The sequence below is a fragment of the Sphingopyxis sp. LK2115 genome (assembly GCF_014595975.1).
In the GTDB taxonomy this organism is placed as follows: Bacteria; Pseudomonadota; Alphaproteobacteria; order Sphingomonadales; family Sphingomonadaceae; genus Sphingopyxis.
Window position 1 is genome coordinate 1 of record NZ_JABWGQ010000037.1, and the last position, 23,281, is coordinate 23,281.

The 23,281-nt window shown below is 64.8% G+C and carries 22 protein-coding genes; 5 read left to right on the plus strand and 17 right to left on the minus strand.

Annotated elements, in window-relative coordinates; all coding sequences use genetic code 11:
- The 3 genes from HUW43_RS15665 to HUW43_RS06425 form a co-directional block, all read right to left on the minus strand.
- Positions 1–203 (minus strand): hypothetical protein (locus HUW43_RS15665; RefSeq protein WP_223181337.1); only part of this gene is annotated, 203 nt, incomplete at its 3' end.
- 55 nt (positions 204–258) lie between these two features.
- Positions 259–2,787 carry a TonB-dependent receptor gene (locus HUW43_RS06420; protein WP_188236612.1) on the minus strand — a complete coding sequence of 843 codons (2,529 nt, stop codon included), beginning with the start codon at positions 2,785–2,787 and terminating at the stop codon, positions 259–261.
- A 90-nt stretch (positions 2,788–2,877) separates the two neighbouring features.
- Positions 2,878–3,048, minus strand: a complete 171-nt coding sequence (locus HUW43_RS06425) for a YezD family protein (protein WP_188236613.1) — start codon at positions 3,046–3,048, stop codon at positions 2,878–2,880.
- A 190-nt stretch (positions 3,049–3,238) separates the two neighbouring features.
- Here HUW43_RS06425 and HUW43_RS06430 point away from each other — a divergent pair, with 190 nt between their 5' ends.
- The 3 genes from HUW43_RS06430 (at position 3,239) to ptsP (ending at position 7,542) form a co-directional block, all read left to right on the plus strand.
- Complete coding sequence (locus HUW43_RS06430) at positions 3,239–4,243, plus strand: NAD(P)H-dependent flavin oxidoreductase (protein ID WP_188236614.1); 1,005 nt, start codon at positions 3,239–3,241, stop codon at positions 4,241–4,243.
- Positions 4,244–4,275: 32 nt separating this feature from the next.
- Entirely contained in the window at positions 4,276–5,013 is a 738-nt protein-coding gene (locus tag HUW43_RS06435; protein ID WP_188236615.1) for a hypothetical protein, read from the plus strand.
- Between the two features lie 231 nt (positions 5,014–5,244).
- Positions 5,245–7,542: a phosphoenolpyruvate--protein phosphotransferase gene (gene ptsP / locus HUW43_RS06440; RefSeq protein ID WP_188236616.1), complete on the plus strand. Its 2,298-nt coding sequence runs from the start codon at positions 5,245–5,247 to the stop codon at positions 7,540–7,542.
- Here ptsP and HUW43_RS06445 read toward each other — a convergent pair.
- Entirely contained in the window at positions 7,521–8,537 is a 1,017-nt protein-coding gene (locus HUW43_RS06445; protein ID WP_188236617.1) for a phosphatase PAP2 family protein, read from the minus strand. The two genes, ptsP and HUW43_RS06445, sit on opposite strands and share 22 nt — an antisense overlap.
- Positions 8,538–8,662: 125 nt before the next feature.
- Here HUW43_RS06445 and HUW43_RS06450 point away from each other — a divergent pair, with 125 nt between their 5' ends.
- Positions 8,663–9,079, plus strand: coding sequence for a GFA family protein (locus tag HUW43_RS06450; RefSeq protein WP_188236618.1), 417 nt, complete (start codon positions 8,663–8,665; stop codon positions 9,077–9,079).
- 51 nt (positions 9,080–9,130) lie between these two features.
- On the opposite strand, the gene HUW43_RS06455 is transcribed toward HUW43_RS06450, so the two are convergent.
- The 6 genes from HUW43_RS06455 to HUW43_RS06480 form a co-directional block, all read right to left on the minus strand.
- Entirely contained in the window at positions 9,131–10,450 is a 1,320-nt protein-coding gene (locus tag HUW43_RS06455; protein ID WP_411157933.1) for a replication-associated recombination protein A, read from the minus strand.
- Between the two features lie 7 nt (positions 10,451–10,457).
- Positions 10,458–11,615: a glycosyltransferase family 4 protein gene (locus tag HUW43_RS06460; protein WP_188236619.1), complete on the minus strand. Its 1,158-nt coding sequence runs from the start codon at positions 11,613–11,615 to the stop codon at positions 10,458–10,460.
- Between the two features lie 41 nt (positions 11,616–11,656).
- Entirely contained in the window at positions 11,657–12,601 is a 945-nt protein-coding gene (locus HUW43_RS06465) for a hemolysin family protein (protein WP_188236642.1), read from the minus strand.
- A 19-nt stretch (positions 12,602–12,620) separates the two neighbouring features.
- A complete protein-coding gene (ybeY, locus tag HUW43_RS06470) occupies positions 12,621–13,127 on the minus strand; it encodes an rRNA maturation RNase YbeY (RefSeq protein ID WP_411157934.1) in 507 nt (168 codons plus the stop codon).
- 261 nt (positions 13,128–13,388) lie between these two features.
- Positions 13,389–14,255 carry a sigma-70 family RNA polymerase sigma factor gene (locus tag HUW43_RS06475; RefSeq protein ID WP_188236620.1) on the minus strand — a complete coding sequence of 289 codons (867 nt, stop codon included), beginning with the start codon at positions 14,253–14,255 and terminating at the stop codon, positions 13,389–13,391.
- A complete protein-coding gene (locus HUW43_RS06480) occupies positions 14,255–14,710 on the minus strand; it encodes a carboxymuconolactone decarboxylase family protein (RefSeq protein WP_188236621.1) in 456 nt (151 codons plus the stop codon). Before HUW43_RS06480 ends, HUW43_RS06475 begins: the two co-directional genes overlap by 1 nt.
- A 177-nt stretch (positions 14,711–14,887) precedes the next feature.
- Between HUW43_RS06480 and HUW43_RS06485 the strand changes: the two genes are divergently transcribed.
- A complete protein-coding gene (locus HUW43_RS06485) occupies positions 14,888–15,265 on the plus strand; it encodes a DoxX family protein (protein WP_188236622.1) in 378 nt (125 codons plus the stop codon).
- A gap of 133 nt (positions 15,266–15,398) precedes the next feature.
- On the opposite strand, the gene HUW43_RS06490 is transcribed toward HUW43_RS06485, so the two are convergent.
- From HUW43_RS06490 to HUW43_RS06520, 7 genes are all read right to left on the minus strand, one after another.
- On the minus strand, positions 15,399–16,367 hold the full coding sequence (locus HUW43_RS06490; protein ID WP_188236623.1) for a DUF6607 family protein: 969 nt from the start codon (positions 16,365–16,367) through the stop codon (positions 15,399–15,401).
- Positions 16,368–16,387: 20 nt separating this feature from the next.
- A complete protein-coding gene (locus HUW43_RS06495) occupies positions 16,388–18,628 on the minus strand; it encodes a TonB-dependent hemoglobin/transferrin/lactoferrin family receptor (protein WP_411157935.1) in 2,241 nt (746 codons plus the stop codon).
- 400 nt (positions 18,629–19,028) lie between these two features.
- Positions 19,029–20,036, minus strand: a complete 1,008-nt coding sequence (locus HUW43_RS06500) for a PhoH family protein (RefSeq protein WP_188236624.1) — start codon at positions 20,034–20,036, stop codon at positions 19,029–19,031.
- Positions 20,037–20,171: 135 nt separating this feature from the next.
- A complete protein-coding gene (gene miaB / locus HUW43_RS06505) occupies positions 20,172–21,506 on the minus strand; it encodes a tRNA (N6-isopentenyl adenosine(37)-C2)-methylthiotransferase MiaB (protein WP_188236625.1) in 1,335 nt (444 codons plus the stop codon).
- 7 nt (positions 21,507–21,513) lie between these two features.
- A complete protein-coding gene (locus tag HUW43_RS06510) occupies positions 21,514–22,299 on the minus strand; it encodes a lysophospholipid acyltransferase family protein (protein WP_188236626.1) in 786 nt (261 codons plus the stop codon).
- Positions 22,271–22,696 carry a Fur family transcriptional regulator gene (locus HUW43_RS06515; RefSeq protein ID WP_011542351.1) on the minus strand — a complete coding sequence of 142 codons (426 nt, stop codon included), beginning with the start codon at positions 22,694–22,696 and terminating at the stop codon, positions 22,271–22,273. Before HUW43_RS06515 ends, HUW43_RS06510 begins: the two co-directional genes overlap by 29 nt.
- Positions 22,697–22,828: 132 nt before the next feature.
- Positions 22,829–23,263, minus strand: a complete 435-nt coding sequence (locus HUW43_RS06520; protein ID WP_188236627.1) for a MucR family transcriptional regulator — start codon at positions 23,261–23,263, stop codon at positions 22,829–22,831.
- Positions 23,264–23,281 lie beyond the last annotated feature (18 nt).

Sequence of the window (23,281 nt, forward strand, 5' to 3'; positions counted from 1 at the left end):
AGAGAGAGAGAGAGAGAGAGAGAGAGAGAGAGAGAGAGAGATTGGCCAGCCGAAACCCCAACGAGCAGCGGCAGCGCGACGACGAACAAGGCCGCAAGCAGAAGCAACGGCAGGATGGCGGCCAGAATCGCCGGCAAGGCGGTCAGCGGTCCGATCAGGACTGCGGCAGCCCGCAGCAGCGCCGATCGATCAGCCCGCACCAAAAGGGCGCGTTCCTCGCGGAACGCCCCCGTTGCTGCGTCCGGCGAATGGGCCGGGTCAGAAATTGAACTTCACCGTTCCGCCCCAGGTGCGCGGGTCGCCCGGTTGCCCGGCGATCAGCCCGACATTGCCCGGCGCCACTTGCAGCGTTTCGATATATTCGACGTCGAAGGCATTGCGGACCCATCCGAAAATATCGAACCCGTCAGCGCGAAACCCGATGCGGAAATTGGTAAGCGCATAGCCTTTGACATCGGTATAGATCGACGGCGACGCGTTCGAGTTCCAGTGCGAGCGATAATTGCCATCGACGCCCAGATAGATCTGGCCTTCTTTGGCCAGCAGCGTGGCAGGAATGTTGGTTTCCGCACCATAGGAAAACGCCCATCTGGATACGCCGGGCAGGTCGGCTCCCGAAATGTCGCACTGGCGCGGGCTGGGCGCGCCAGGGATGCCCGGCTGCGAATAATCGGGCGCGGCATTGGCAGGCTGGAACGTCCCGCCGGACAGTTCGGGCGGGCATGGCGCGTTGGTGAAGCGTTGATATTTGGCGTCGGTGTAAGCGCCGTTGGCATAAGCGGTGAACCGGTCGCTGGTACGGATCTTGAAATCAGCCTCGATACCCTGCGACACCACTTTGTCGGCGTTCGCCAGATAGCCGCGCACCGTGCCGAACTGACCGCCGTTGACCGTCGCCTGGAAATTCTTGATTTCGGTCCGGAACGCGGTGAGGTTGAAGGTCGCCAGACGGTTCAGCAACTGCGTCTTGAGCCCGATTTCGAAATGATCGACCGATTCCGGCTTGACGGTGCTGGCGCTCAGCACCGGCTGGTTGTTGGTATCGAGCGGCAAGCCATTCTGGTTGATGCCGACGGTCTTGAAACTTTTGGCATAGGTTGCGTAAGCCAGCATGTCGGGCGCGACCTTGTAGTTCAGGTTCAGATCGTAGCTGACATTCCAGTCGCTGACCGACGGTTCGGTAAGCTGCGGCTGATAGACCCCGCATTGCGCGGTGAGCACCGCATTGCCCGCGGTTGCCGAGGGCGCGCAGCTGGTAATCACCTGCCCCGAACCCGTGGTCACCACGCGCCGATAAAGGCCCTGCTTCTTGTCATAATTGATGCGGATGCCCGGCTGTATCGTCAGCGCGGGAGTCAGCTTGTAACTCACCTGACCATACAGCGCCGCGCTGTCGGCTTTCAAAAACTGGGTGTTGCTGGCGGTAAGGCCGTTCAGCACCTCTGGCCGGTTATAGACATTGTTGGGGTCGGTCGACGGCGCAAGGCTGTAGCGCGCGGCGTCGATGCCCTGCTGCTCGGTCCCCTGGGTGTCGATACGCTGCCTGAACCCGAACAGACCGACCACGAAATCGACCCGGTCGCCTTCGTAATTATAGCGCAGTTCCTGGCTATACTGGTCCTGCTGCGACGGATTTTGCGACCGCGCCACGACCGAAGCGCCGGTGAAATCGCGATCATTCTCGGGCTTCCAGTCCCAGAAGCGCCACGCGGTGATCGAGGTCAGGGTGCCCGGCCCGACATCCCATTTGACGCGCAGCGATGCACCGCCAATCTTGTTGCCGGCTTTCAGGCTGGCATCAATGTCGGTCAGCCGGTCGTAAATGTTGCGGCTGGGAACCGTGTAATTATAGCCGGGGTTGGCCGCCTGGAGCCGCGCGATGATCGCATCATATTGACGGTTCAGCGCACGCTGGGTCGGTCCGACCCGGACGAAGGCGGTGCCGCAGCATTCGGGATCCTGCTGGCTGTAATCGGCAGCCAGAGTGATCGACAGATCGTCGTTCGGCCGGAACAGAAGCTGGCCGCGCAGGCCCAGATTGTCCTGTTCGTTGATCCAGCGATCGGTGCGCGTGTTGAACAAGGTGCCCCGCCGACTGGTCGCGGCGATCGCGATGCGGGCGGCGATCCTGTCGGTCAGCGGCCCCGACACGGCGGCTTTCGCCTGCCGATAGTTGAGATTGCCGACGCTCAGTTCGGCTCGCCCCTCGAAGTCAAAGGTCGGCTGGTTGGTCGTGATGTTGATCGCGCCCGCGGTGGTGTTCTTGCCGTAAAGCGTCCCCTGCGGCCCGCGCAGCACCTCGACCTGATCGACGTCGAGAAAGTCGAAGGTCGCCGCGGCAACGCGCGAATTATAGACATCGTCGACATAGATGCCGACGCCCTGTTCGAACCCGTCGCTGGTCAGGCCGAACGGCACGCCGATGCCGCGGATGTTGACCGACGTGTTGCGCGGGTTCGTCGTGTATACCTGAAGCGTCGGAGCAAGCTGTTGCAGCTTTACGACGTTGAAGTTGCCCGTTGCCTCGATCGAATCACCACGGATGACCGAAATCGCGACCGGCACTTCTTGCGCGGTTTCCTGACGACGGCGCGCGGTGACGATGATGATGTCGCCGCGGTTGACGTCGTCGTCGATCTGCGCGGTGGCCGGCAGCTCCTCGTCCACGGCCTTGGCTGCGGACGCCTGCTCAGCCGCGGCGGGCGTGGCTCCGATAGCGAGAAGAAGCGAAATGGCGAGCAACGAAACCTGCGCGCGGCGGCAGGCGGACGGGCGTTTTGCGGTCATGACAATTTCCTGTTGCAAAGAAATTGCCACATCCGGTGGTCCGGTCTGCGGCAGGATGAGGGGAGAGTCCCTCCTGGGAGATTTCGAAAGTCAGTTGGGGTAGCGGTGACGTTCGGTCACATCGACCTGCACCAGCCGACCTTCGTGAACGGTCAGCTGGATGGCACCAAATTTCAGTTTTTGAAGTGCGTCGAGCACGGTCTGCACCGCGCGAGGCGTCGGTTCGGATCCGTCTTTGTCGGCCTGCGTTGATGAACGCATGGATAATCCTTTCCCTGGTGGATTCGCCGTCCAGGTATATGCCAAGTGATTTAGTTGACAATTATTGTTTTGCTTTCTGCGCCGAAAGGTTCGGTTGCTGCGCCAAACGGATTCCAGCATGCGACGGGCCGATTGCCCCCCGACCGCCAGGGATTGCGCGCGAGTCCCTGTGCTGGCAAAGGCAGCCTCGATGAGCAAAATACACGAATTGATGGCCCGCGGGACCGAGCTCCTCGGCAGCGACTATGCCATCCTGTGCGGCGCGATGAGCTGGGTTTCCGAGCGCCATCTGGTCAGCGCGATCAGCAACGCCGGCGGATTCGGCGTGATCGCGTGCGGCGCGATGACGCCCGAACTGCTCGACGCCGAAATCGCCGCGACCAGGGCGCTGGCGACGCGCAATTTCGGCGTCAATCTGATCACCATGCACCCGCAATTGTTCGAGCTGATCGCCGTTTGCGCCAAGCACAATGTCGGCCATGTCGTGCTCGCGGGCGGCCTGCCGCCCAAGGGCAGCCTGGAGGCGATCAAGGCGTCGGGTGCGAAAGCGATCTGCTTTGCACCGACCCTGGCGCTGGCCAAAAAGCTGGTCCGTTCGGGCGTCGATGCGCTGGTCATCGAAGGGATGGAGGCGGGCGGCCACATCGGCCCCGTTTCGACGAGCGTGCTGGCGCAGGAAATCCTGCCGTCGCTTGCCGACGAATTGCCGATCTTCGTCGCGGGCGGCATCGGCCGCGGCGAGGCGATCGCCGCCTATCTGGAGATGGGCGCATCGGGGGTCCAGCTTGGCACGCGCTTCGTCTGTGCGACCGAAAGCATCGCGCATCCCAATTTCAAGAAGGCGTTCCTTCGCGCCTCGGCGCGCGAAGCGGTCGCGAGCGTCCAGATCGACCCGCGCCTGCCGGTCATTCCGGTGCGCGCGCTCAAGAACGCCGGGACCGAGGCCTTTACCGCCAAGCAGCGCGAGGTCGCGAACAAGCTCGACAGGGGCGAGGTCGACATGGCCGCAGCGCAGCTGGAGATCGAACATTATTGGGCGGGCGCGCTGCGCCGCGCGGTCATTGACGGCGACGTCGAGAACGGGTCGTTAATGGCAGGGCAATCTGTCGGTATGGTATCCGAAGAAGAGAGTGCGGCCGAAATCGTCGCATCGCTGGTGCAACAGGCCGAAGCGGCCTTGCACGCCCGGGGTTGATGCCGCACCATTTTGCGGTTGGGGAGTGGGACATGAAACTGTCGCGTAAGATCATCCTGGCTGGCTTGCTGGCGAGCGTCGCCGCCTGCGCGCCAAAGCCGCCGCCCCCGCCCCCGCCGCCACCCCCGGCGCCACCGGTTGTCGTTATCCCGCCGCGACCGCTGCCGCCGGGCAATGCGTCGCTGACACAGATTCTGCCGGGGCGCGGGATCGACGGGAAGTTCGTCACCGCGAACAGCGGCGTCACCGGCGAGCGCGCCTTCTGGCAGCTCAAGATCGGGCTCAACGTCGCGGCGATCGGTTGCCGCGGCCTTGAGGAAACGACGCTGGTTGCCGCCTACAACAATATCATCAAGACGCATGGCAAGACGATCCGCGACACCGAACGGAGCGTGATCCGCAATCTGGGCAACGAAACCAGGACCAACGGCACCGCGGCGCGCGATCGCCTGTCGACGCAGCTCTTCAACTATTTCGCGCAACCCCCGGCGCAGCGGGCCTTCTGCGCGCGGGCGAATGAAATCGCGCAGATCGTTTCGGCCACGCCCAGCGCCCAGTTGATCGAGCAGGCGCCGGTGCATCTGGGACGGCTCGACGAACCCTTCATCGACTTTTACGAAGCCTATGCCAAATATCAGGCCGATGTGGCGGCGTGGGACGCAAAATATGCGCCGCGCCCCGCGCCGACGGGCACGCCCGCCGCCGCAGCCATACCAGTTGGCCCTGCCGACAGCACCGCAGCGCCGACGGTCCCGCCTTCCGGCAACTAAGGCCGATCGCCATTCGGAAGCGGGCGATTCGCAGGCGAACAGGACCGCAGGTCAAAATGGTGGTTTTCCGCGCCCCGGAGCGCAATGTGTATTTTTGCGCGCGAGCAGCGGACGCGTGGAACGCCGCCTTTGCAGCCCGCCAATGCGGAATGTCAATCGGCCTGGGCGCATAGGAATGGATCGCGCGCGACCTATTGGCGCGCGCGGCCTCCTTCTGATAGCAGGATGGCGATGACGAACGCCCCGCCCCCGCCCTCGACAGCCGCCCAGTCGGCGCGCACCATATTGACCCGGCTGCACGAAGTCATGGCCTCGCGCGCCAACGCCCAGGGCAAGCTCAACCAGGTCGTCGGCATCATCGGCGAATGTCTCGACAGCGAGGTCTGCTCGATCTACCTGCTGCGCGACGGTGCGCTCGAGCTTTATGCAACGCGCGGGCTGAAACAGGAGGCGGTGCATGTCACCCGCCTTGGCCTTGGCGAAGGGCTGGTCGGAACCATCGCCGAGCAGATCGAAACGCTGAACCTCGACGAGGCGGCGGCGCACCCCGACTTTTCCTATCGCCCCGAAACGGGCGAGGAGTTGTTCCACAGCTTTGCCGGGGTGCCGATCATCCGGCGCGAGCGGGCCGTCGGCGTGCTTTGCGTGCAGCATGCTGAACCGCGCCGCTATGAAGAGATCGAGATCGAGACGTTGCAAACGGTCGCGATGGTGTTGTCCGAACTGATCGCCAATGCCGATCTGATCGACACCGCCGCGCGCACCGATGCCGCCGCCGCCGACCAGTCGGCGCAGCGGCTGTCGGGGCAAAAGCTGGTCGACGGCATGGGGGCCGGGGTCGCGGTGTTCCATCAGCCGCGCATCACCATCGAACATACGGTCGCCGACGACGTCGAAGCGGAGCGCCACCGCGTCTACGCCGCGTTCGACAAGATGCGCGAACAGATTGACCGCATGGCGAGCCAGGCCGAGTTCGGGGTCGGCGGCGAACATGAAGAGGTGCTCGAAACCTACAAGATGTTCGCTTATGACGAGGGCTGGTCGCGACGGATCAACGAAGCGATCGACAGCGGGCTGACCGCCGAAGCGGCGATCGAGCGCGTCCAGCAGCGCACGCGGATGCGGATGCGGCAGATTGACGACCCCCTGCTTCGCGACCGGATGCACGACCTGGAAGATCTGTCGAACCGGCTGATCCGCATTGTATCGGGACAGATGGGCACCGCCGCGCAAATGGGGCTCAGGCAGGATTCGATCCTGATCGCGCGCAACCTCGGCCCCGCCGAGCTGCTCGAATATGACCGCCGCCGCCTGAAGGGCGTGGTGCTCGAGGAAGGCTCGCTGACAGCCCATGTCATCATCGTCGCGCGCGCGATGGGCGTTCCGGTGATCGGCCGCGTCCGCGACGTGCGCAGCTCGATCCGCGAGGGCGATCTGTTGCTGCTCGACGCCGGAGCGGGAACGGTCCACGTCCGCCCGACGCCCGCGGTGCAGGAGGCATTCGACGCCAAGCTCGCCATTTCGCAGAAGCGCCGCGCCGACCTCGCTGCGCTGCGCGACCTTCCCGCGGTCTCCAGGGACGGGGTGCCGATCGAGCTGATGATCAACGCGGGGCTGCGCGAGGATGTCGCGGCGCTCGACCTGACCGGCGCGCGCGGAATCGGGCTGTTCCGCACCGAGTTTCAGTTCCTCGTTTCGGCCACGCTGCCCGCGCGCGAACGGCAGCAGCGGCTGTATCGCGACGTGCTCGACGCCGCGGGCGATCGTCCGGTGATCTTTCGCACCGTCGACATCGGCGGCGACAAGGCGCTGCCCTATATGAATGTCGATGGCGGCGCGCAGGAGGAAAATCCGGCGATGGGCTGGCGCGCGCTGCGCCTTGCGCTCGACCGCGAAGGGCTTTTGAAGGTCCAGGCGCGCGCGCTGATGGAGGCCGCGGCCGGACGCACGCTCAACGTCATGTTCCCGATGGTGTCGGAGCCTTGGGAATATGAGGCCGCGCGCCAGCTGTTCGTCGGCCAGCGCGCCTGGCTTGCCAGCCACAACAAGAAGCTGCCGGTCGCGATCCGCTATGGTGCGATGCTCGAAGTGCCGGGACTGGTCGAAACGCTCGACCTGATGCTGCCGCACCTCGATTTCCTGTCGATCGGCACCAACGACCTCACCCAGTTTCTCTTCGCCGCCGACCGCGCGCACCCCCGGCTCGCCGAGCGCTACGACTGGCTGTCGCCGACGGTGATGCGCTACCTCGCGCGCGTGGTGAAAATCGTGTCGGGATCGAAGGTCGCGCTCGGCGTCTGCGGCGAAATGGGCGGGCGGCCACTGGAAGCAATGGCGCTGCTCGGACTTGGCATCGACCGGCTGTCGATCACCCCGGCGGGCGTCGGCCCGGTCAAGGCGATGATCCGCTCGCTAGACCTCGGCAAGCTGCGCGCCGACATGCCGGCGATTCTGGCGCAGCCGGCGCCCGACCCGCGCGGACAGTATCGGGCGTGGGCAGAGCGGCATCAGGTCGATCTGGGTGAGTGAGTTTTTTCGGCCCTGCCGAACAGCCAGGGTTGAACCAGCGCGCAAAGACGGTGCGCGGCATATATACAAAGCACCGCGACGACCGCTCCGGCAACCGTATCGGTCAGATGGTGGCTGCCGTGCAGCAGGGTTCCGACCCACACCAGAATGTTGAACGCCACCGCAGGCCAGCGTAGCGCGCGGACCGGCCACAACGCCCATGCAGAATGCAGCGCCATGACCGTGTGAAAGCTGGGAAAGGTAATGAGCCCCATCATCGGCGCGCGCGCGAGATCGAACAATTCACCGGTCCGCAATTGCATCACCTGGGCAACGGTGTGGCCTTCAGACGTCAACACCATTCCCGGATGATCGGCGCCCGTCAGGCCAAGATAGCCGTAGGCACCGACCGCGGGCAGAAAAATCGCGACGCTGTGAACAATGACCAGCGCGAGAAACTGCGCGGTTACGAACTTCATCAGACGGACATTCTGACACACCAGTAGCAACGCCAGAAGTATCACCCCCACCTGCGGCCCGGCCTGGTCGTAAGCAAAACGGGTCAGGCGCACCAGGGCCGGATAGTCGGCAAACCAGTGCAGCATCGCAGCCCAGTCAAATCCGAGGGCGCGGTCGATCATATAGAGATCGCCGTCCACTAACGGAAAAGCGGCGCCGGCCGAATAGACCAGATAACCCGTCGCGGCGCCAAATAGGCTGCCCAGTTGAAGCGCCAGCACAAAACCTAGCGTCGTTGCAAAGACCGGTCTGAAACGGACCGTGCAATAAAATACCGCCAGCACTCCAGCCACCGCCGCGATCGCCAGTGCGGACCAGACAGGCGTGAAGCGGACATTCGCAACGAACCACAGCCCGCCAAGCGCGACGAACAACAGGGCGCTGCCGACCGCCACCACAATCGACGCGACCAGTTCGTCGCGGCCGGTCGTGTCGGTCCACGCCGCGACGAGGCCGCGCGGATCGAAACGTGCGATATGAAGGAAGGTGGTGGCCATCGGGCCGCATTAACTATATCGGCTTGATTAAGACGATGTAAATCGTGAAGAAAGCCGGGCGAAAATCAGGCCGTGACAAGCGCAATGTTTATGATATGTTCTCCTCTCCAAAGAGGAGAAGACACATGAACGAGCAAGCTCCCCGCGCCAGCGGCCAATGCCATTGCGGCGCGATCCGTTATTCGATGTCGACGTCGGTGCAGCATCATGCGCTTTGCCATTGCAGCGATTGCCGCCGCCACGCCGGCGCGCCGATGGTCGGGTGGGGGCTGGTCGGCGCCGACGAAATCGAAATCAGCGGGACGCCCAGAATCTATTCCTCGTCGGAGCATGGCCGTCGCCATTTCTGCGGGAATTGCGGTACCGGCCTTTTCTATACCAATGACCGGATTTTTCCCGGACAGATCGACGTGCAGACCGCGACGCTCGACGATCCCGACCTGATTCCCGCGCAGGCGCAGATCCAGACCGCCGAGCGCATCGGCTGGATGGACAAGCTGGGCGACCTGCCGACATTCGAGCGTTACCCGCCCTTTGAATAGCGGGGGTCGCGACCATTGCCCTGACCGGCGCGCGACGACGATGGCGGCTATTCAATCCTTCGCGTTGCGCCGCGCGTCCCACCACGCCATGCGTTCGGCGATCCGCCTTTCAAAGCCGCGATCGACGGGGCGGTAATAGTCGCCCGGCGCCATGCCGTCGGGCCAATAATTGTCGCCCGAAAATCCGTCGGGGGCGTCATGGTCATAGCGGTAACCCGCGCCATAGCCCAAATCCTTCATCAGCTTGGTCGGGGCGTTGAGGATATTCGTCGGCGGCGCGAGGCTGCCGGTGTCGCGCGCCGCGGCCCACGCCGCCTTTTGCGCCGCATAGGCGGCGTTCGATTTGGGTGCGGTCGCGAGATAGAGACACGCCTGCACGATCGCCAGCTCGCCTTCGGGCGAACCGAGGAATTGATAGGCATCCTTGGCGGCCAGGCACTGCACCAGCGCCTGCGGATCGGCGAGGCCGATGTCCTCGCTGGCAAAGCGCGTAAGACGGCGGAGCACATACAGCGGTTCCTCCCCCGCGACGAGCATCCGCGCGAGCCAGTAAAGCGCCGCCTGCGGGTCCGATCCGCGCAGCGCCTTGTGCAGCGCCGAGATCAGATTGTAGTGGCCGTCGCGATCCTTGTCATAGACGGGCATCCGGCGATGGAGGAATTGCGCCAGCGCGGCGGGATCGAGCGGGGTGTCGATCACAACCGAAAACAGCGTTTCGACCTGATTGAGCAGAAAGCGGCCGTCGCCGTCGGCGCTGGCGATCAGCGCGGCGCGCGCCTCCGCCGTGACCGGCAGGCTGCGGCCGGCCTCCCCCTCGGCGCGCTCGATCAGCGTTTCGAGCGCGGCATCGCCGAGCCGGTTCAGCACCAGCACCTGCGCGCGGCTGAGCAGCGCGGCGTTCAGGGCGAAACTGGGGTTTTCGGTCGTCGCGCCGACGAGCACGACGGCGCCGCGCTCGACATAGGGCAGAAAGCCGTCCTGCTGCGCGCGATTGAAGCGATGGATTTCGTCGACGAAGAGCAGGGTCCGCTTGCCCGCCGCGGCCATTTTTTCGGCATCGGCAAAGGCCTGGCGCAGATCGGCCACGCCCGAAAACACCGCCGACAGCGGCGCGAAGCGCATCCCCACCGCCTCGGCAAGCAGGCGCGCGATCGTCGTCTTGCCGGTGCCCGGCGGGCCCCAGAGGATGATCGACGACAATTGACCCGCGGCGACCATGCGCCCGATCGCGCCGTCGGGGCCGGTCAGATGCTCCTGCCCGACGACGTCGGACAGGGTGCGCGGGCGCAGCCGTTCGGCGAGCGGCGCGGCGCCAATCATGGCGTCCGGGCGCTCCACCGGGCTTTCGTCGCCGAACAGGTCGCCCGCCATCGGGCGTTCAGCCCCCGTGCCGCTGTTTCTGGCGGATCAGGCGCAAATAGGTGTCGGCGACCGCCTGGTTGATCGCGTCCCACTGGTATGCGCCGCTTTCGCGCACCGCCGCCGCGCCATGGTCGGCGCGCAGCGCCGTATCGCTGCAATAGCGCTGAAGATGGTCGGCAAAGCCCGATATCGACCCCGGCGCGACGAGATAACCCGTCTGGCCGTGCTTGACGATGCTTGCGCTTCCCGTCGCGCGCGCCGCCACCACGGGCAGTCCGCACGCCATCGCCTCGAGCGTGACATTGCCAAAGGTTTCGGTGATCGACGGGTTGAAAAAAATGTCGCACGAGGCAAGCGCGCGGGCGAGGTCGGCGCCGCCCTGAAATCCCACAAAATGCGCGTTCGGCAACCGCGATTCGAACCAGTCGCCCGCCGGTCCCTCGCCGATCACGACAACCTGGTGCGGCACGCCGCGCCGCCGGAGCGCGTCGATCGCGTCGGCAAAGACGTCAAGCCCCTTTTCCATCACCAACCGGCCGAGGAAGGCGATGGCGGGCGTGTCGTCGGCGATGCCGAGCGACCGGCGCCAGTCGGGGTCACGGCGACCGGGGTGGAAAATCCCCTGCTCGACGCCGCGCGTCCAGATGCCGATGTCATAGTTCATCCGCTGGTCGCGGAGCACCTGCGCAAAGCTTTCGGACGGCGCGATCAGCGCGTCGCAGCGACGGTAGAGGCGGCGCAGCCAGGCAACGACAAGCGGTTTGAGGAACGACAGGTTGTAATAGCGGAAATAGGTTTCAAAGCGCGTGTGGACCGAACAGGCCACCGGGATCCGGCGCCGCCGCGCCCACGCCGCCGCCTGCCGCGCCACGCGGTCGGGGCTGGAGATATGGACGATATTGGGCGCAAAGGATGCAAGGTCTTCGCGCACTCTGGACGAAAAGCTCAAAGGGATGCGATATTCGCTGCGCCCGGGGATTGCCATCGACGGCACGCTGACGAGGTCGCCCGTCGGTTCAAAATCGGGGTTGGCGACGGTCGGCGAATAGACGCGCACCGCCGCGCCGTGCGCCAGAAGATAACCGACGAGTCGATTGAGCGCCTTGTTCGCGCCGTCGGTCGTCATATTGTAATTGCCGCTGAACAGGGCGATGCGAAGGTCCGAAACGTCCATCCCGTCGCGCCTAATCCCTCCGCCCTGCAAAGGCAATTGCGTCAGAAACCCTCGCGGCGCTCCGATGGCGCCTCCAGGTCGACCTCGATGGGCGGGTGGAGCCGCAGGTGGTGAACGCGGCGTTCGTCGGCGTCGGTCACCTCGATCCGCCAGCCGCTGGGGTGGACAAGCACTTCGCCAACCTCGGGCACATGGCCCGCGAGCACCGCGGCGAGCCCGCCGAGCGTGTCGACATCTTCCTCGACCTCACCCAGCCGCGGGTCGACCGTTTCGCCCAGGTCGTCGAGTTCGGCGCGCGCATCGACTTCCCAGCAGCCGCCCTCGCCCGCGACGATCAGCGGTTCGGGCTCTTCGTCATGCTCGTCCTCGATCTCGCCGACGATCTCCTCGACCAGATCCTCGATCGTCAGCAGCCCTTCGGTTCCCGAATATTCGTCGATCACGATCGCCAGATGGGTGCGCTTGGCGCGCATTTCGGCGAGCAGGTCAAGCACGCCCATCGATTGCGGGACATAGAGCGGCTGGCGGAGCAGGTCGAGCAGCGGCGGCGGCGGCCGTTTTTCGGCGAGCACGGCAAAGACGTCCTTGACGTGGATCATGCCGATCACTTCGTCGAGGCTTTCGCGATAGACCGGCAGACGGCTGTGGCCCGCGTCGGCAAAGATGGCGAGGATGTCCTCGAACGTCGCAGTTTCGGGAATCGCGATGATCTCGCCGCGCGGCACCGCGACGTCGTCGACCGTCTGTTCGCCGAAATGGAGCAGGTTGCGCAGCATCTTGCGCTCGATGGGGGACAGGTCACCGACGATATTACTGCCGCGGCGATCCTCGCCCTCTTCCTCGGCCTCGTCGATGACCTCTTCGATCTGTTCGCGCAGCGACGGTTCCTTGTCGCCGCCAAAAAGCAGGTTTTTCAGTCCAGACAGCAGCCCGGACCTGCTACTGTCCTCTTCCGATCGGCTCGAAGACCCCTGTTCGTCGGGCATGATGGCAGCGTATCCCCAGTTAATCCTGATCCGCATATGGATTGGCGATACCCAGCGATGCAAGGGCTTTCACTTCCAAAGCCTCCATCGCGGCCGCCGCCGCATCGTCCATATGATCGTAACCGACCAGATGCAGCGCACCATGAACGATCAGATGCGTCGCATGATCGGCAAGCGAAACATTCTTCTCCGCCGCCTCGCGTGCGCAGGTTTCGCGCGCAAGCACGATGTCGCCGAGCAGGATTTCGCCATCATCGCTGTTGGCGAGACTTTCGAGCAAATCGGCCTGCACCTGCGGAAAAGAGAGGACATTGGTCGGCTTGTCCTTGCCCCGGAAATCGTGGTTAAGCGCGCGAACTTCGGCATCGTCGGTCAGGCGCACCGCGACCTCGACCAGCGGCGCCGCATCGACGAGCGCGGCAAAGGGGGTGATCGCAAGCGCGGCGGCAACTGCCTCGGCTGCACGCACCTCCCAGTCGAGCGCGTCGGGCCAGGGCATCGCGGCGTGGGTTTCGACGCTCAGCACGAAAAAGGCCGCGCGAAAAAGATGGCGGAAAACTGCGTAACTTCATTTGCGAATCGCATTTTCGGCGGCAGCTTTGCGCCTGCTGGATCGTCGTTCGACATCATGCCCATCCGCTACCGCGCCGCGGCGCCGTAGGACAGTCTTTTTTGGTGGCCCGCCGGTGACGGTTCTGGCGCGGGGGAGCGGTCGCGGCGCAATTGCGCCCCTCTCCTTCAAGCGAGGGATTTCATGTGCACAATCGGCCGGAAACCACCCAACCCATCAATGCACGTGCCGCAGCTTGTCGGGGTTGCGCATCACATAGATGCCCGTGATCCTGTCATCCTCGATCTGGAGCGCTGTCGTCTGAAGCTCGCCGTCGGCTTCGCGCGTGACGAAACCCGGCAGGCCGTTGATGACGCCCATGGAAACCAGCGTCGATCCATATTTACGCAGCAATACCGCGATGCTGCGATGCAATTTCATCACCATCGCCTTGCCAAGGATCGGGACCGCGGCCGCCGGGCGCTTGCCGCCGCCATCCGCCCACATGCCGACGTCGGCCGCGAGCATGGCGCCAAGCGCGGCCATGTCGCCGCTGCGCGACGCCTCGAAAAAGGCGTGCGCGATTGCCAGCCCGCGTTCCTTCTCCAGCTTGTAGCGCGGCCGCGCATCGCGAACGTGCGCGCGGGCACGGGCGGCGAGCTGGCGCGTTGCCGCCGGATCGCGTTCGATCGTCCTGGCGACCTCGTCAAAGCCGACGCCGAAGACGTCGTGGAGCAGGAAAGCCGCGCGTTCCAGAGGGGAGAGCCTTTCCAGCGCGAGCATCAGCGGCAGGGTCACGTCGTCGTCGGCATCCTGCTCGACGAGCGGATCGGGGAGCCAGGGGCCGATATAGGTCTCGCGCCGCGCCCGCGCCGATTTGAGCTGGTCGAGACAAAGCCGCGTCACCGTGCGGCGCAGAAATGCCGCGGGTTCGCGCACTGCATTGCGATCGGCGCCGATCCAGCGGATGAAGGCGTCCTGCACGACATCCTCGGCGTCGGCGACCGAACCCAGCATCCGATAGGCCACGCGCGTCAGCATCGGGCGCAGCGGGTCGAAATGCACCGCTGCGTCCGCGGCATCGTCGGGGCGCGTCGCCGTCATCAGGCCGCCCTGGCCGCGCCGCCTTCGTACCAGAGGTCAAAACCGACCGCGATCCGATTCCAGCCGTTGATGATGTTGATCATCAGGGTCAGCTTCACCTGTTCCTCCGGGGTGAAATGCGCTTCGAGCGCCTCTTTCGCGACCCTTTGTGTGTGCCCTTGCGACAGCGTGGTCAAGGCGTCGGTCCAGGCCAGCGCGGCGCGTTCGCGCGGCGTATAGACCGGCGCTTCGTGCCATGCGGCGAGCAGGTAGATGCGCTGTTCGCTTTCGCCCAGCGCGCGGGCGTCGGCGCTGTGCATGTTGATGCAATTGGCGCAGGCGTTGAGGATCGACGCGCGGATCTTGACGAGTTCGATCAGGCTTTTCTCGAGGCTCTTTTCGATCGCAAGGCTGGCGCCCATCCACTGTTTCATCAACTGCGGGGCGGCGGCGAAGGGGTCGGCTGCGCGGGTCATGTCATATCTCCGTCAAGGGGTTGGTACAGGCTTGACGAGACAGCAGCGGCGCGTGTGACATGAAGCAAAAAAATAATCGCATTGATCGTCATTGCGAGCGCAGCGAAGCTATGACGGCTTGATAATCCGCCGCTGGATCGTAGCGTCCGATCCTTATCGGCACGAAAGGGGGCAATCATGAAGTTTCTCGACGCTTATGGCGAACAGGCCTATGCGCTGCTGCGGATCGTGTCCGGCCTCTTGTTCCTCGCGCACGGCGTGCAGAAGTTCTTCCATTTCCCGGTCGCCTTTCCCTATCCGCTCAATCCCATGCTCTATGCGGCGGGAACGATCGAGATTGTCGCCGGCGCGCTGATCGTCATCGGCCTGTTCACCCGCCCCGCGGCCTTTATCGCGAGCGGCATGTCCGCCGTCGGCTATTGGGTCGCGCACGGGAGCCAGGGGCTTTATCCGATCGCCAACGGCGGCGAGACGATCGCGCTTTACTGCTTCATCTTCCTGTTCATCGCGACGCGCGGCGCGGGGGTGTGGAGCGTCGAGGGAACGAATAAGTAAGGGCCGGTGCGGGGTCGATGTGGGGTTTTCGGCCGGTTGCCGCCATCAAGCCCCCATCGCGCTCCACCGCCAAAAAATTGGGGGCAGCCGCTTCCGGCCACCCCCAGGTGCGGGCTTCACATGGTGAAGGGCGTCAAATCTTGCGCGTGTTCGCCTCGATCAGCTTCGTCGCTTCGGCAACGGCCCTGGCGGTCGTCAGCTTGCCGGCCTGAATCTCGTCGGCGATTTCGAGCAGGCGGCCGCTGATGACGGTGCCGGTATCGGCCTTTTCGTCGATCGCGATGCCGCCCTTCGTGGCGGCAACCCGGTCCCACGCCGCGCGCACCGCAGCCCAATAATCCCTGGTCGCCGCCCAATAATCGTCGGCGGCCTTCACATCATATTGGTCGTATCTGGTGTAGGTGTTCAGCACATATTCCTGGACGATCGGCACCAGCTTGCCGTCCTTGGTGCCCATCTTCGTATTGTCCTGCCAGTGGATCCAGCCGTCGGGGGTCGGCTGGTGGCGGTTGATCGCATAATAGCGGTCGTAAACGGGATTGCGGACGGCATCGCGGCGCGCGAGCGGGCGCCACGTCCAGTTGGAGCGCCAGCGGCGGATGCCCGCCTGCGTTTCAAACTCGCCCCAGCCGCCGTAGCGCGGGCTGTCGTCGACCTGATAAACGGTCTGCGACCAGCGGCCGGTGCGCATCCGTTCGGGGACATCTTCCCACACCCATTTGTTGCGGTCCGAATAGACGAGCACGCGCTGTGGTTCATATTCCCAGTCCTGCCGCCAATGCTTGATGATGTGCGTCTTGCCCTCATGCTCGATCACCAGCAGGTGCTGGAGCACGATCTTGCGCCCCGTGTCCTCGATGACGCGGACGACCTCGTGCCCGCCCGACGTCTTGGCGGCGAGCGGGGTGTAACCCGTGTCCCAGCGCGTCGATTCCTGCATGTCGAACCGCACCTTGTAATTGCCCGCCATCGCGAGGATGTCGGCGCGGTCCTGTTGGAAACTGGCCGCTGCCTTCTCGGCGGCAATCGGCGGGTGCGCCGAAAGTGTGGCGGGAATCGCGGCGGACAGCAGCAACCCCGTGATGATCGTGATCTTTTTCATCGTGCAGTCCTTCGTCTGGTTCAGAAACGGAAGCTCAGCGACACGCTCGCGTTGCGGCCGGGCTGGGTATAAGCGTCGGTTATGGTCGAATTGGCGGCGAGGCCGCGCGCATCGCTCCACCACGCATATTTCCTGTCCAGGATGTTGAAGACCCCGGCACGCAGCGTCAGCCCTTCGACAATCCGCGCAAAGGCCGTCGCATCAAGGATGGTGAAGGCGTCGGGGCGATAGCATTCGGCTGCGGTGCAGGCGCCGACCGCGCGCGACGCTTCCTTGCGTGCGCTGTGCGTCATCACGATCTGGCCACCGAAACGGCCGTTCTGCGGTTCACGATAGCCGACGCCGACCACCAGCTTGAGCGGGTCGATCGACGCCAGCGGCACGCGCGTCCCGTCGGGCTGGATCGAATTGCCCGTGGCATAGGAAAGGGCGAGCGTCGTATAGAGGCCGGACGACGCCCGCCCCTCGAACCGCGCTTCGGCGCCCTTGACGCGCGCACGGTCGAGATTGACGAACTGGAAGCGGATGGGATCGGCGATGGTGCCGGTGCCGCCGACCTGCTCCTGACTGATGAAATCCTTGTAGCGCGCCGAAAAGGCGGTGACGTCAAGGCTGACGGCATCGCTGCCAAGGCGCACGCCGCCCTCGAAACTTTTGCTGCGTTCGGGGCCGAGGTCGGGGTTCGGCACCGAACGATAGGAGAAAAAGGGCGAGGTCAGATTTTCAAAGAACTGGTTGACCTGCCCCGGTTCGGGCGCCTTGAAGCCCGTCGCATAATTGGCGAACAGGCGGACCTGGTCGGTGATTTTCCACACAGCGCCGATCTTGGGCGACAGGCGCGATCCGTCCTGCCCCGCGCCCGCGAAGGCGGGGAGCAACGGGTCATCCTGCGGCGACAGGTCGTACCAGTCGAAGCGCAGCGCGGGATAGAGCGTCAGTCGGCCATCGGCGATCGCAATCTCGTCACCGACGAACAGGCCGCCGCGGGTGAAGTCGGTGACCGGAAAGGCGCGCGTCGGAAAGGTTTCGCCTGCCGGCGGGACCGTGCCGTCGCGCAGTCCGCGCTGGCGCGTCTTGCTGATGTCGCCGCCGAAGACGAGCCGGTGGGTGATCGCGCCGGTCGCAAAGTCGGCGCGGGCGTCGGCCGAAGCGCCAAAGACACGGTTCTCAAAGGTGTTGAGGCGAGTGCGGTCGGGCGCCGGCGTGCGGTCTTCCTCGGTATATTGGCGGTCCTCGCCGTCCTGCCAGTAAAGCGCGACGCGCGCGAAATCGATCGCTCCATCGCCCTGCCAGCTCCAGTCGAACGAAACGCGCTTGCGCTCCCCCGTGTCCCAGCCTTCGAGCCGGTCGACCGTGCCCGCAAAACCTCCGCCCAGGCCCGTCAGCGCATTGGTGTAGAGCCGGGTGCCCAGATATTCGCCGGTCAGCCGCAGCTTGTGGCCGCTGGCGGGATCATAGACAATGCGCGCGAGCGCCGCGTTCGAGTGGCCGTCCTGTGGGTTGGGCCGGGTCCGCGCGGCGCCGGTGCCGCCAACGTCGCCCTTGTTGTCGAGTTCCTGATAATCGCGGCGGGTGTAAGCGGCCATCAGCGACCAGTCGCCGCTCTGCCCGGCAAGGATCGCGGTTTCGGAAAACTCCTTGTCGGCGCTTGCATAAGCGGCACGGAGAAGGCCGCCGACGCTTTTGCCGCCGCCCAGAAAATCGGCGGGGTCGGCAGTGATGAAGCTGACCGCGCCCGCGAGCCCGTCGCTGCCGTAGAGCGCCGACGAAGGGCCGCGCAGAATCTCGACCGACTTGACGAGGCCCAGGTCGACATAATCGCCGCGCCCCGCCGCCTGTGCCCCGAAGCTGAATCCGTCGGGGACGCGCACGCCGTCGACCTGGATCAGCACGCGGTTGCCGCCGATGCCGCGGATGTTGAAGCTGTCGTTGCCCGCGCGGCCGGTCGAACCCAATGCGGCGCCGAAGCGCGCGGGCTGGCGCTGGACGCTGACGCCTGGCTCGAAACGGACGAGGTCGCGGATGTCGGTCACCAGTTCGTCGGCGATCTGCTCGGCGCTCTTGACCGATACGGTCACGGGCACGTCCTCGATCCTGGCTTCGATGCGCGTCGCGGTGACGACGATCTGGTTCTTGCGCGCAAGCCAGTAGGCGCCGTCGTCGTCCTGCGCCATCGCCGGCTGCGCGGTCGCTGCGAACGCGAACCCCAGGGTGCTGCCCATGGCGAGGCGGGACAGGAACGGCGAACGATGGCGTGTCAATCTTCTTCCCCTTTTTGATTGCGATTGATTCGCAATAGCGGCGCTTTAGAAGCGCCAAATCCAGGGGTCAATATGCTATTGCGAGTCGTTCGCGAAAAACATCCGGGTGAGCGCCCGGCGTCGCCGAGCGTCGTCCCCGGTCAGCCGGAAGGGGGTAGGAGATGGCCGGGCTCCGTTCGCATTCGGCCACGATGTTGTCACATCCATCGTCTGACGGATGGCGGGGAACGACCGGAAACGGACCTTGGCTTTTTCGGGCACTCTCCCCTTCAGGGGAGAGATACGCAGGCCTGGCAGCTTGCTGCCCGGCCGGGATTGAGAGCGGTTTGGATGCGTCCCCCGCTCGTCAGGAGGGGGAGAGGGTCTTATGCCGCTCCCCAACCCAGAGCCGCCGCCTGCTCTAGCCCCCCTGCCCTTCATAGGCCTCGACGATCCGCCCGACGATCGGGTGACGAACCACGTCGGCGGCCGTGAAGCGGCTGACGCTGATCCCCTCCAGCCCTTCGAGCCGCGCGACCGCATCGGCGAGGCCCGAGGTCGCGGGCGCAGGCAGGTCGACCTGTTTCGGGTCGCCGCAGATGACCATGCGGCTGTTCATGCCAAAGCGTGTGAGGAACATCTTCATCTGCGGGATCGTCGTGTTCTGCGCCTCGTCCAGAATGATGAAGGCGTCGGCGAGCGTGCGGCCGCGCATGAAGGCCAGCGGCGCGATCTCGATTTCGCCGCTCGCAATGCGGCGCTCGACCTGCTCGGCGGGCAGGCAGTCGTGCAAGGCGTCATAGAGCGGGCGCAGATAGGGATCGACCTTTTCCTTCATGTCGCCGGGCAGAAAGCCCAGCTTCTCGCCCGCCTCGACCGCGGGGCGCGAGAGGATGAGGCGCTGGACGCTGCCGGTGATGAGCTGCGCCACGGCCTGCGCGACCGCGAGATAGGTCTTGCCCGTCCCCGCCGGCCCCAGCGCGAAGATCACCTCGTCGCGCGCGAGCGCCTGCATATAGGGAACCTGTGATGGCGCGCGCGGGACGATCGTTTTCTTGCGCGTGCGGATCATCACCGTCGGCGTCTCGCTCGCGTCGTGGCGGATGATGCCGTCGAGCGTCGGCTGCGCCGACATCGCGATCACGCCGTCGACCATGCCGGCGTCGACTTCCTGCCCCTTTTCGATGCGGTCATACAGGTCGGTGAGGACATCGCGCGCGCGCGCGGCGGCTTCGGCCTCGCCCTCGATCTGCACGCGGTTGCCGCGCGCCGAAATATAGACGCCGAGTCGATTTTCGATCGCGACAAGGTTGCGATCGAACTCGCCGAAAAGGATGCCCAATAATTGTGTCCGTTCAAATTCGGCCGTCAGTCGAACGCGATCGCCGGGTTCGGCGGGGGCAGCGGCGGTCAGCGGACGTTTGGACACGTGGGCAGGGCTCCTTCGTTCAATAGCTACCTGTGTATTCCCGCAAAGGCGGGAGTCCATCACCAATGGATCCGAAAATCAACGGCCGGAGCTGGATTCCCGCTTTCGCGGGAAGACAGATCGCCCGAAATGGCACTAGGCAACCGCCATCAGCGCTTCGGCGCCGAGGCTGTTCGGGCCCGCGGACGTGATGCGCACGTCGACCATGGCGCCGATCGCGAGGCCCGGCGCGGTGACATGCACCGACTGGAGCCACGGCGATTTGCCGATCAACTGGCCGTCGCGCTTGCCCTTGCGTTCGAGCAGCAGGCGCGTCGCGCGGCCGACAGTCGCTTCGTTGAACGCCTGTTGCTGCTCGTTGAGCAAGGCTTGCAGGCGCTGGAGGCGATCGTTCATCACCGCTTCGTCGACCTGCCCCTCCATCGTCGCCGCGGGGGTTCCGGGGCGGCGCGAATATTTGAAGCTGTAGGCCATCGCATAGCGGGTGGCACGCACGATCGCGAGCGTCGCCTCGAAATCCTCCTCGCTTTCGCCGGGGAAACCGACGATGAAATCGCCGGATATCGCGATGTCGGGGCGTGCTTCGCGCACGCGTGCGATCAGCTTCAGATAGGATTCGACGCTGTGACTGCGGTTCATCGCAGCGAGGATGCGGTCGCTGCCCGCCTGCACCGGCAGGTGGAGGAAGGGCATCAGCTTGTCGACCTCGCCATGCGCGGCGATCAACCCGTCGGTCATGTCGTTGGGATGGCTGGTGGTATAGCGGATACGCTCCAGCCCATCCTCTTTCGCCAGAGCGCGGATCAGCCCGTCGAGGCCGATCGCACGGCCCCGGTCATCCTCGCCATCCCAGGCGTTGACATTCTGCCCCAGCAGCGTGATTTCGCGCACGCCGCCTGCCACCAATGCGCGCGCTTCGGCGATCAGGTCGGCGAACGGCCGACTGATTTCGGCGCCGCGCGTATAGGGAACGACGCAATAGGTGCAGAACTTGTCGCACCCTTCCTGCACGGTCAGAAAGGCGGTCGGGCGCTGGCCGCCGGCGCGCTTCGGCAGCGCGCCGAACTTGCTTTCGAGCGGCATGTCGAGGTCGATCGCCTTCTCGCCCTTTTCGGCGCGCGCGATCAGATCGGGCAGGCGGTGATAGGCCTGCGGGCCGACGACGACATCGACGCTCGGCGCGCGGCGCGCGATTTCGGCGCCCTCGGCCTGCGCGACGCAGCCGGCGACGGCGATCGTCGGGGTGCTGCCGTCGGCGCGCTTCAGCCGCCCGATGTCCGAATAGACTTTTTCGGCCGCTTTTTCGCGGATATGACAGGTGTTGAGGACCACAAGGTCGGCGTCGGCGCCGTCGGCGGCGGGCACATAGCCTTCGGCGCCCAGCATTTCCGCCATGCGCTCGCCGTCATAGACGTTCATCTGGCAGCCGAAGGATTTGACGTGAAATGTTTTGGGGGCGTCGGATTTCATCGGCGCGCTATAGGCGATGCGGCGTCGCGGCGGAAGAGCGCGCGATCTGGGTCGCAATCGCGGTGCGCGCGGCCTCGGCGAGCAGCTTGCGGTCGCCCTCGACAGCGTCGGGCAGCGGCTCCAGATAATGAATCGTCAGATGCACCGGGCGCTTGCGCGCGAGCAGCCGCTTGAAATTGTCGAGACCCGATTCGGGGTCGAGCCACGCAATATCGCGCGCTTCTGTGCCATAATCCAGGAATACCGGCTGGACGCGCAAGCGCGGCGGCGTCGGGATAACCGCCTGGAGCAGCGACGGACGAAAGGGAAGCAGGCCGTCGCCGGGGCCGGTCGTCCCTTCGGGGAAAAGCGTCACGGGCTGCCCGCGCGCCAGCGCATTGCGCAGGTCGTTGGCCTGGCTGTGGATTTCGCGCCGCGCCTCGCGCTGGACGTATACGGTGTGATTCTGGTCGGCGAGCCAGCCGACGAGCGGCGTCGTCCCGACCTCTGCCTTGGACACAAAGGCCGACCGCGCCGCACCGCCAAGCGCCAGAATGTCGAGCCAGCTGACATGGTTCGACACGAACAGCACGTCGCGCCGCAACCGCGTTCCCGTCGTGCGGATGCGCAAGCCGGCGATCCAGCCGACGGCATTCATAAAGGCCATGACCATCGGCGACGGACGCCCGACGGCGCGATAGACAAGATGCGGGACGATCAGAAAAAGGAGCGTCAGCACCATCAGCGCCAGGCGAACGACCGTCCGCCAGGTTATCGAAGAGCGATCAGTCGCGCTTGCGATCGATGGCGACACCGTAAAGCTCCATGCGGTGATCGACGAGGCGGAAGCCCAGCCGTTCGGCGATCACCTTCTGCAACGCTTCAAGTTCGGGATCGACAAACTCGATCACCTTGCCCGTCTCGACGTCGATCAGATGGTCGTGATGCGCCTCCGGCGCAGCTTCGTAGCGCGAGCGGCCGTCGCCGAAATCGTGGCGGTCGAGGATGCCGGCTTCCTCGAACAGGCGAACGGTGCGGTAAACGGTGGCGATCGAAATGCCGCTGTCGATCTTCGACGCGCGATCATAGAGCGTCTCGACGTCGGGGTGATCCTCCGATTCCGAGATGACGCGCGCGATGATGCGGCGCTGTTCGGTGATCCGCAGCCCCTTTTCGTGGCACAGCGCTTCGAGGTCGATATTGCCGGACATGCTTGCCTTTCCTGCCGATGCGGCCGCGTCTGTCGTTATGGAAACTGTATAGGCACGCGCAGCCGATAGGACAAGGGCGGCGCCCCTGCGGCACCGCCCCGGCCACCCTGCGGCACGAATGTTCGCGGCGCGCTATGCCTTGGTCTTGCGGCGACGTCCGCCACCCCGCCCCTTGGTGCCGAGGCCGATTTCCTTCGCCAACGCGCGGCGCTTTTCGGCATAGTTGGGCGCGACCATCGGATAGTCGGCGGGCAGCCCCCATTTCGCGCGATAATCGTCGGGGGTCATGCCATAATGCGTCATCAGATGGCGGCGGAGCATCTTCAGTTTTTTGCCATCCTCAAGGCAGACGATATAGTCGGGTTTGACCGACGCGCGCACCGACACCGCGGGCACCGGCTTTTCTTCGATCACCGGCGCGCCGCCAAGGCCCGAAAGCGCCGCGTGGACATTGTTGATAAGCAGCGCAAGATCGGAAATCGCGACGCTGTTGTTGCTGACATGCGCTGCAACAATATCGGCGGTCAGTGTAACGAGCATGTCATTGGTGTCGGCTTGGTCGGGCATGACACTATTCCTTATATT

Coding starts and splice junctions, on each gene's coding strand:
- HUW43_RS06420 (WP_188236612.1), bottom strand. CDS start 2,787: ATGACCGCAAAACGCCCGTCCGCCTGCCGCCGCGCGCAGGTTTCGTTG.
- HUW43_RS06425 (WP_188236613.1), bottom strand. CDS start 3,048: ATGCGTTCATCAACGCAGGCCGACAAAGACGGATCCGAACCGACGCCT.
- HUW43_RS06430 (WP_188236614.1), top strand. CDS start 3,239: ATGAGCAAAATACACGAATTGATGGCCCGCGGGACCGAGCTCCTCGGC.
- HUW43_RS06435 (WP_188236615.1), top strand. CDS start 4,276: ATGAAACTGTCGCGTAAGATCATCCTGGCTGGCTTGCTGGCGAGCGTC.
- ptsP (WP_188236616.1), top strand. CDS start 5,245: ATGACGAACGCCCCGCCCCCGCCCTCGACAGCCGCCCAGTCGGCGCGC.
- HUW43_RS06445 (WP_188236617.1), bottom strand. CDS start 8,537: ATGGCCACCACCTTCCTTCATATCGCACGTTTCGATCCGCGCGGCCTC.
- HUW43_RS06450 (WP_188236618.1), top strand. CDS start 8,663: ATGAACGAGCAAGCTCCCCGCGCCAGCGGCCAATGCCATTGCGGCGCG.
- HUW43_RS06455 (WP_411157933.1), bottom strand. CDS start 10,450: ATGGCGGGCGACCTGTTCGGCGACGAAAGCCCGGTGGAGCGCCCGGAC.
- HUW43_RS06460 (WP_188236619.1), bottom strand. CDS start 11,615: ATGGACGTTTCGGACCTTCGCATCGCCCTGTTCAGCGGCAATTACAAT.
- HUW43_RS06465 (WP_188236642.1), bottom strand. CDS start 12,601: ATGCCCGACGAACAGGGGTCTTCGAGCCGATCGGAAGAGGACAGTAGC.
- HUW43_RS06475 (WP_188236620.1), bottom strand. CDS start 14,255: ATGACGGCGACGCGCCCCGACGATGCCGCGGACGCAGCGGTGCATTTC.
- HUW43_RS06480 (WP_188236621.1), bottom strand. CDS start 14,710: ATGACCCGCGCAGCCGACCCCTTCGCCGCCGCCCCGCAGTTGATGAAA.
- HUW43_RS06485 (WP_188236622.1), top strand. CDS start 14,888: ATGAAGTTTCTCGACGCTTATGGCGAACAGGCCTATGCGCTGCTGCGG.
- HUW43_RS06490 (WP_188236623.1), bottom strand. CDS start 16,367: ATGAAAAAGATCACGATCATCACGGGGTTGCTGCTGTCCGCCGCGATT.
- miaB (WP_188236625.1), bottom strand. CDS start 21,506: ATGAAATCCGACGCCCCCAAAACATTTCACGTCAAATCCTTCGGCTGC.
- HUW43_RS06515 (WP_011542351.1), bottom strand. CDS start 22,696: ATGTCCGGCAATATCGACCTCGAAGCGCTGTGCCACGAAAAGGGGCTG.
- HUW43_RS06520 (WP_188236627.1), bottom strand. CDS start 23,263: ATGCCCGACCAAGCCGACACCAATGACATGCTCGTTACACTGACCGCC.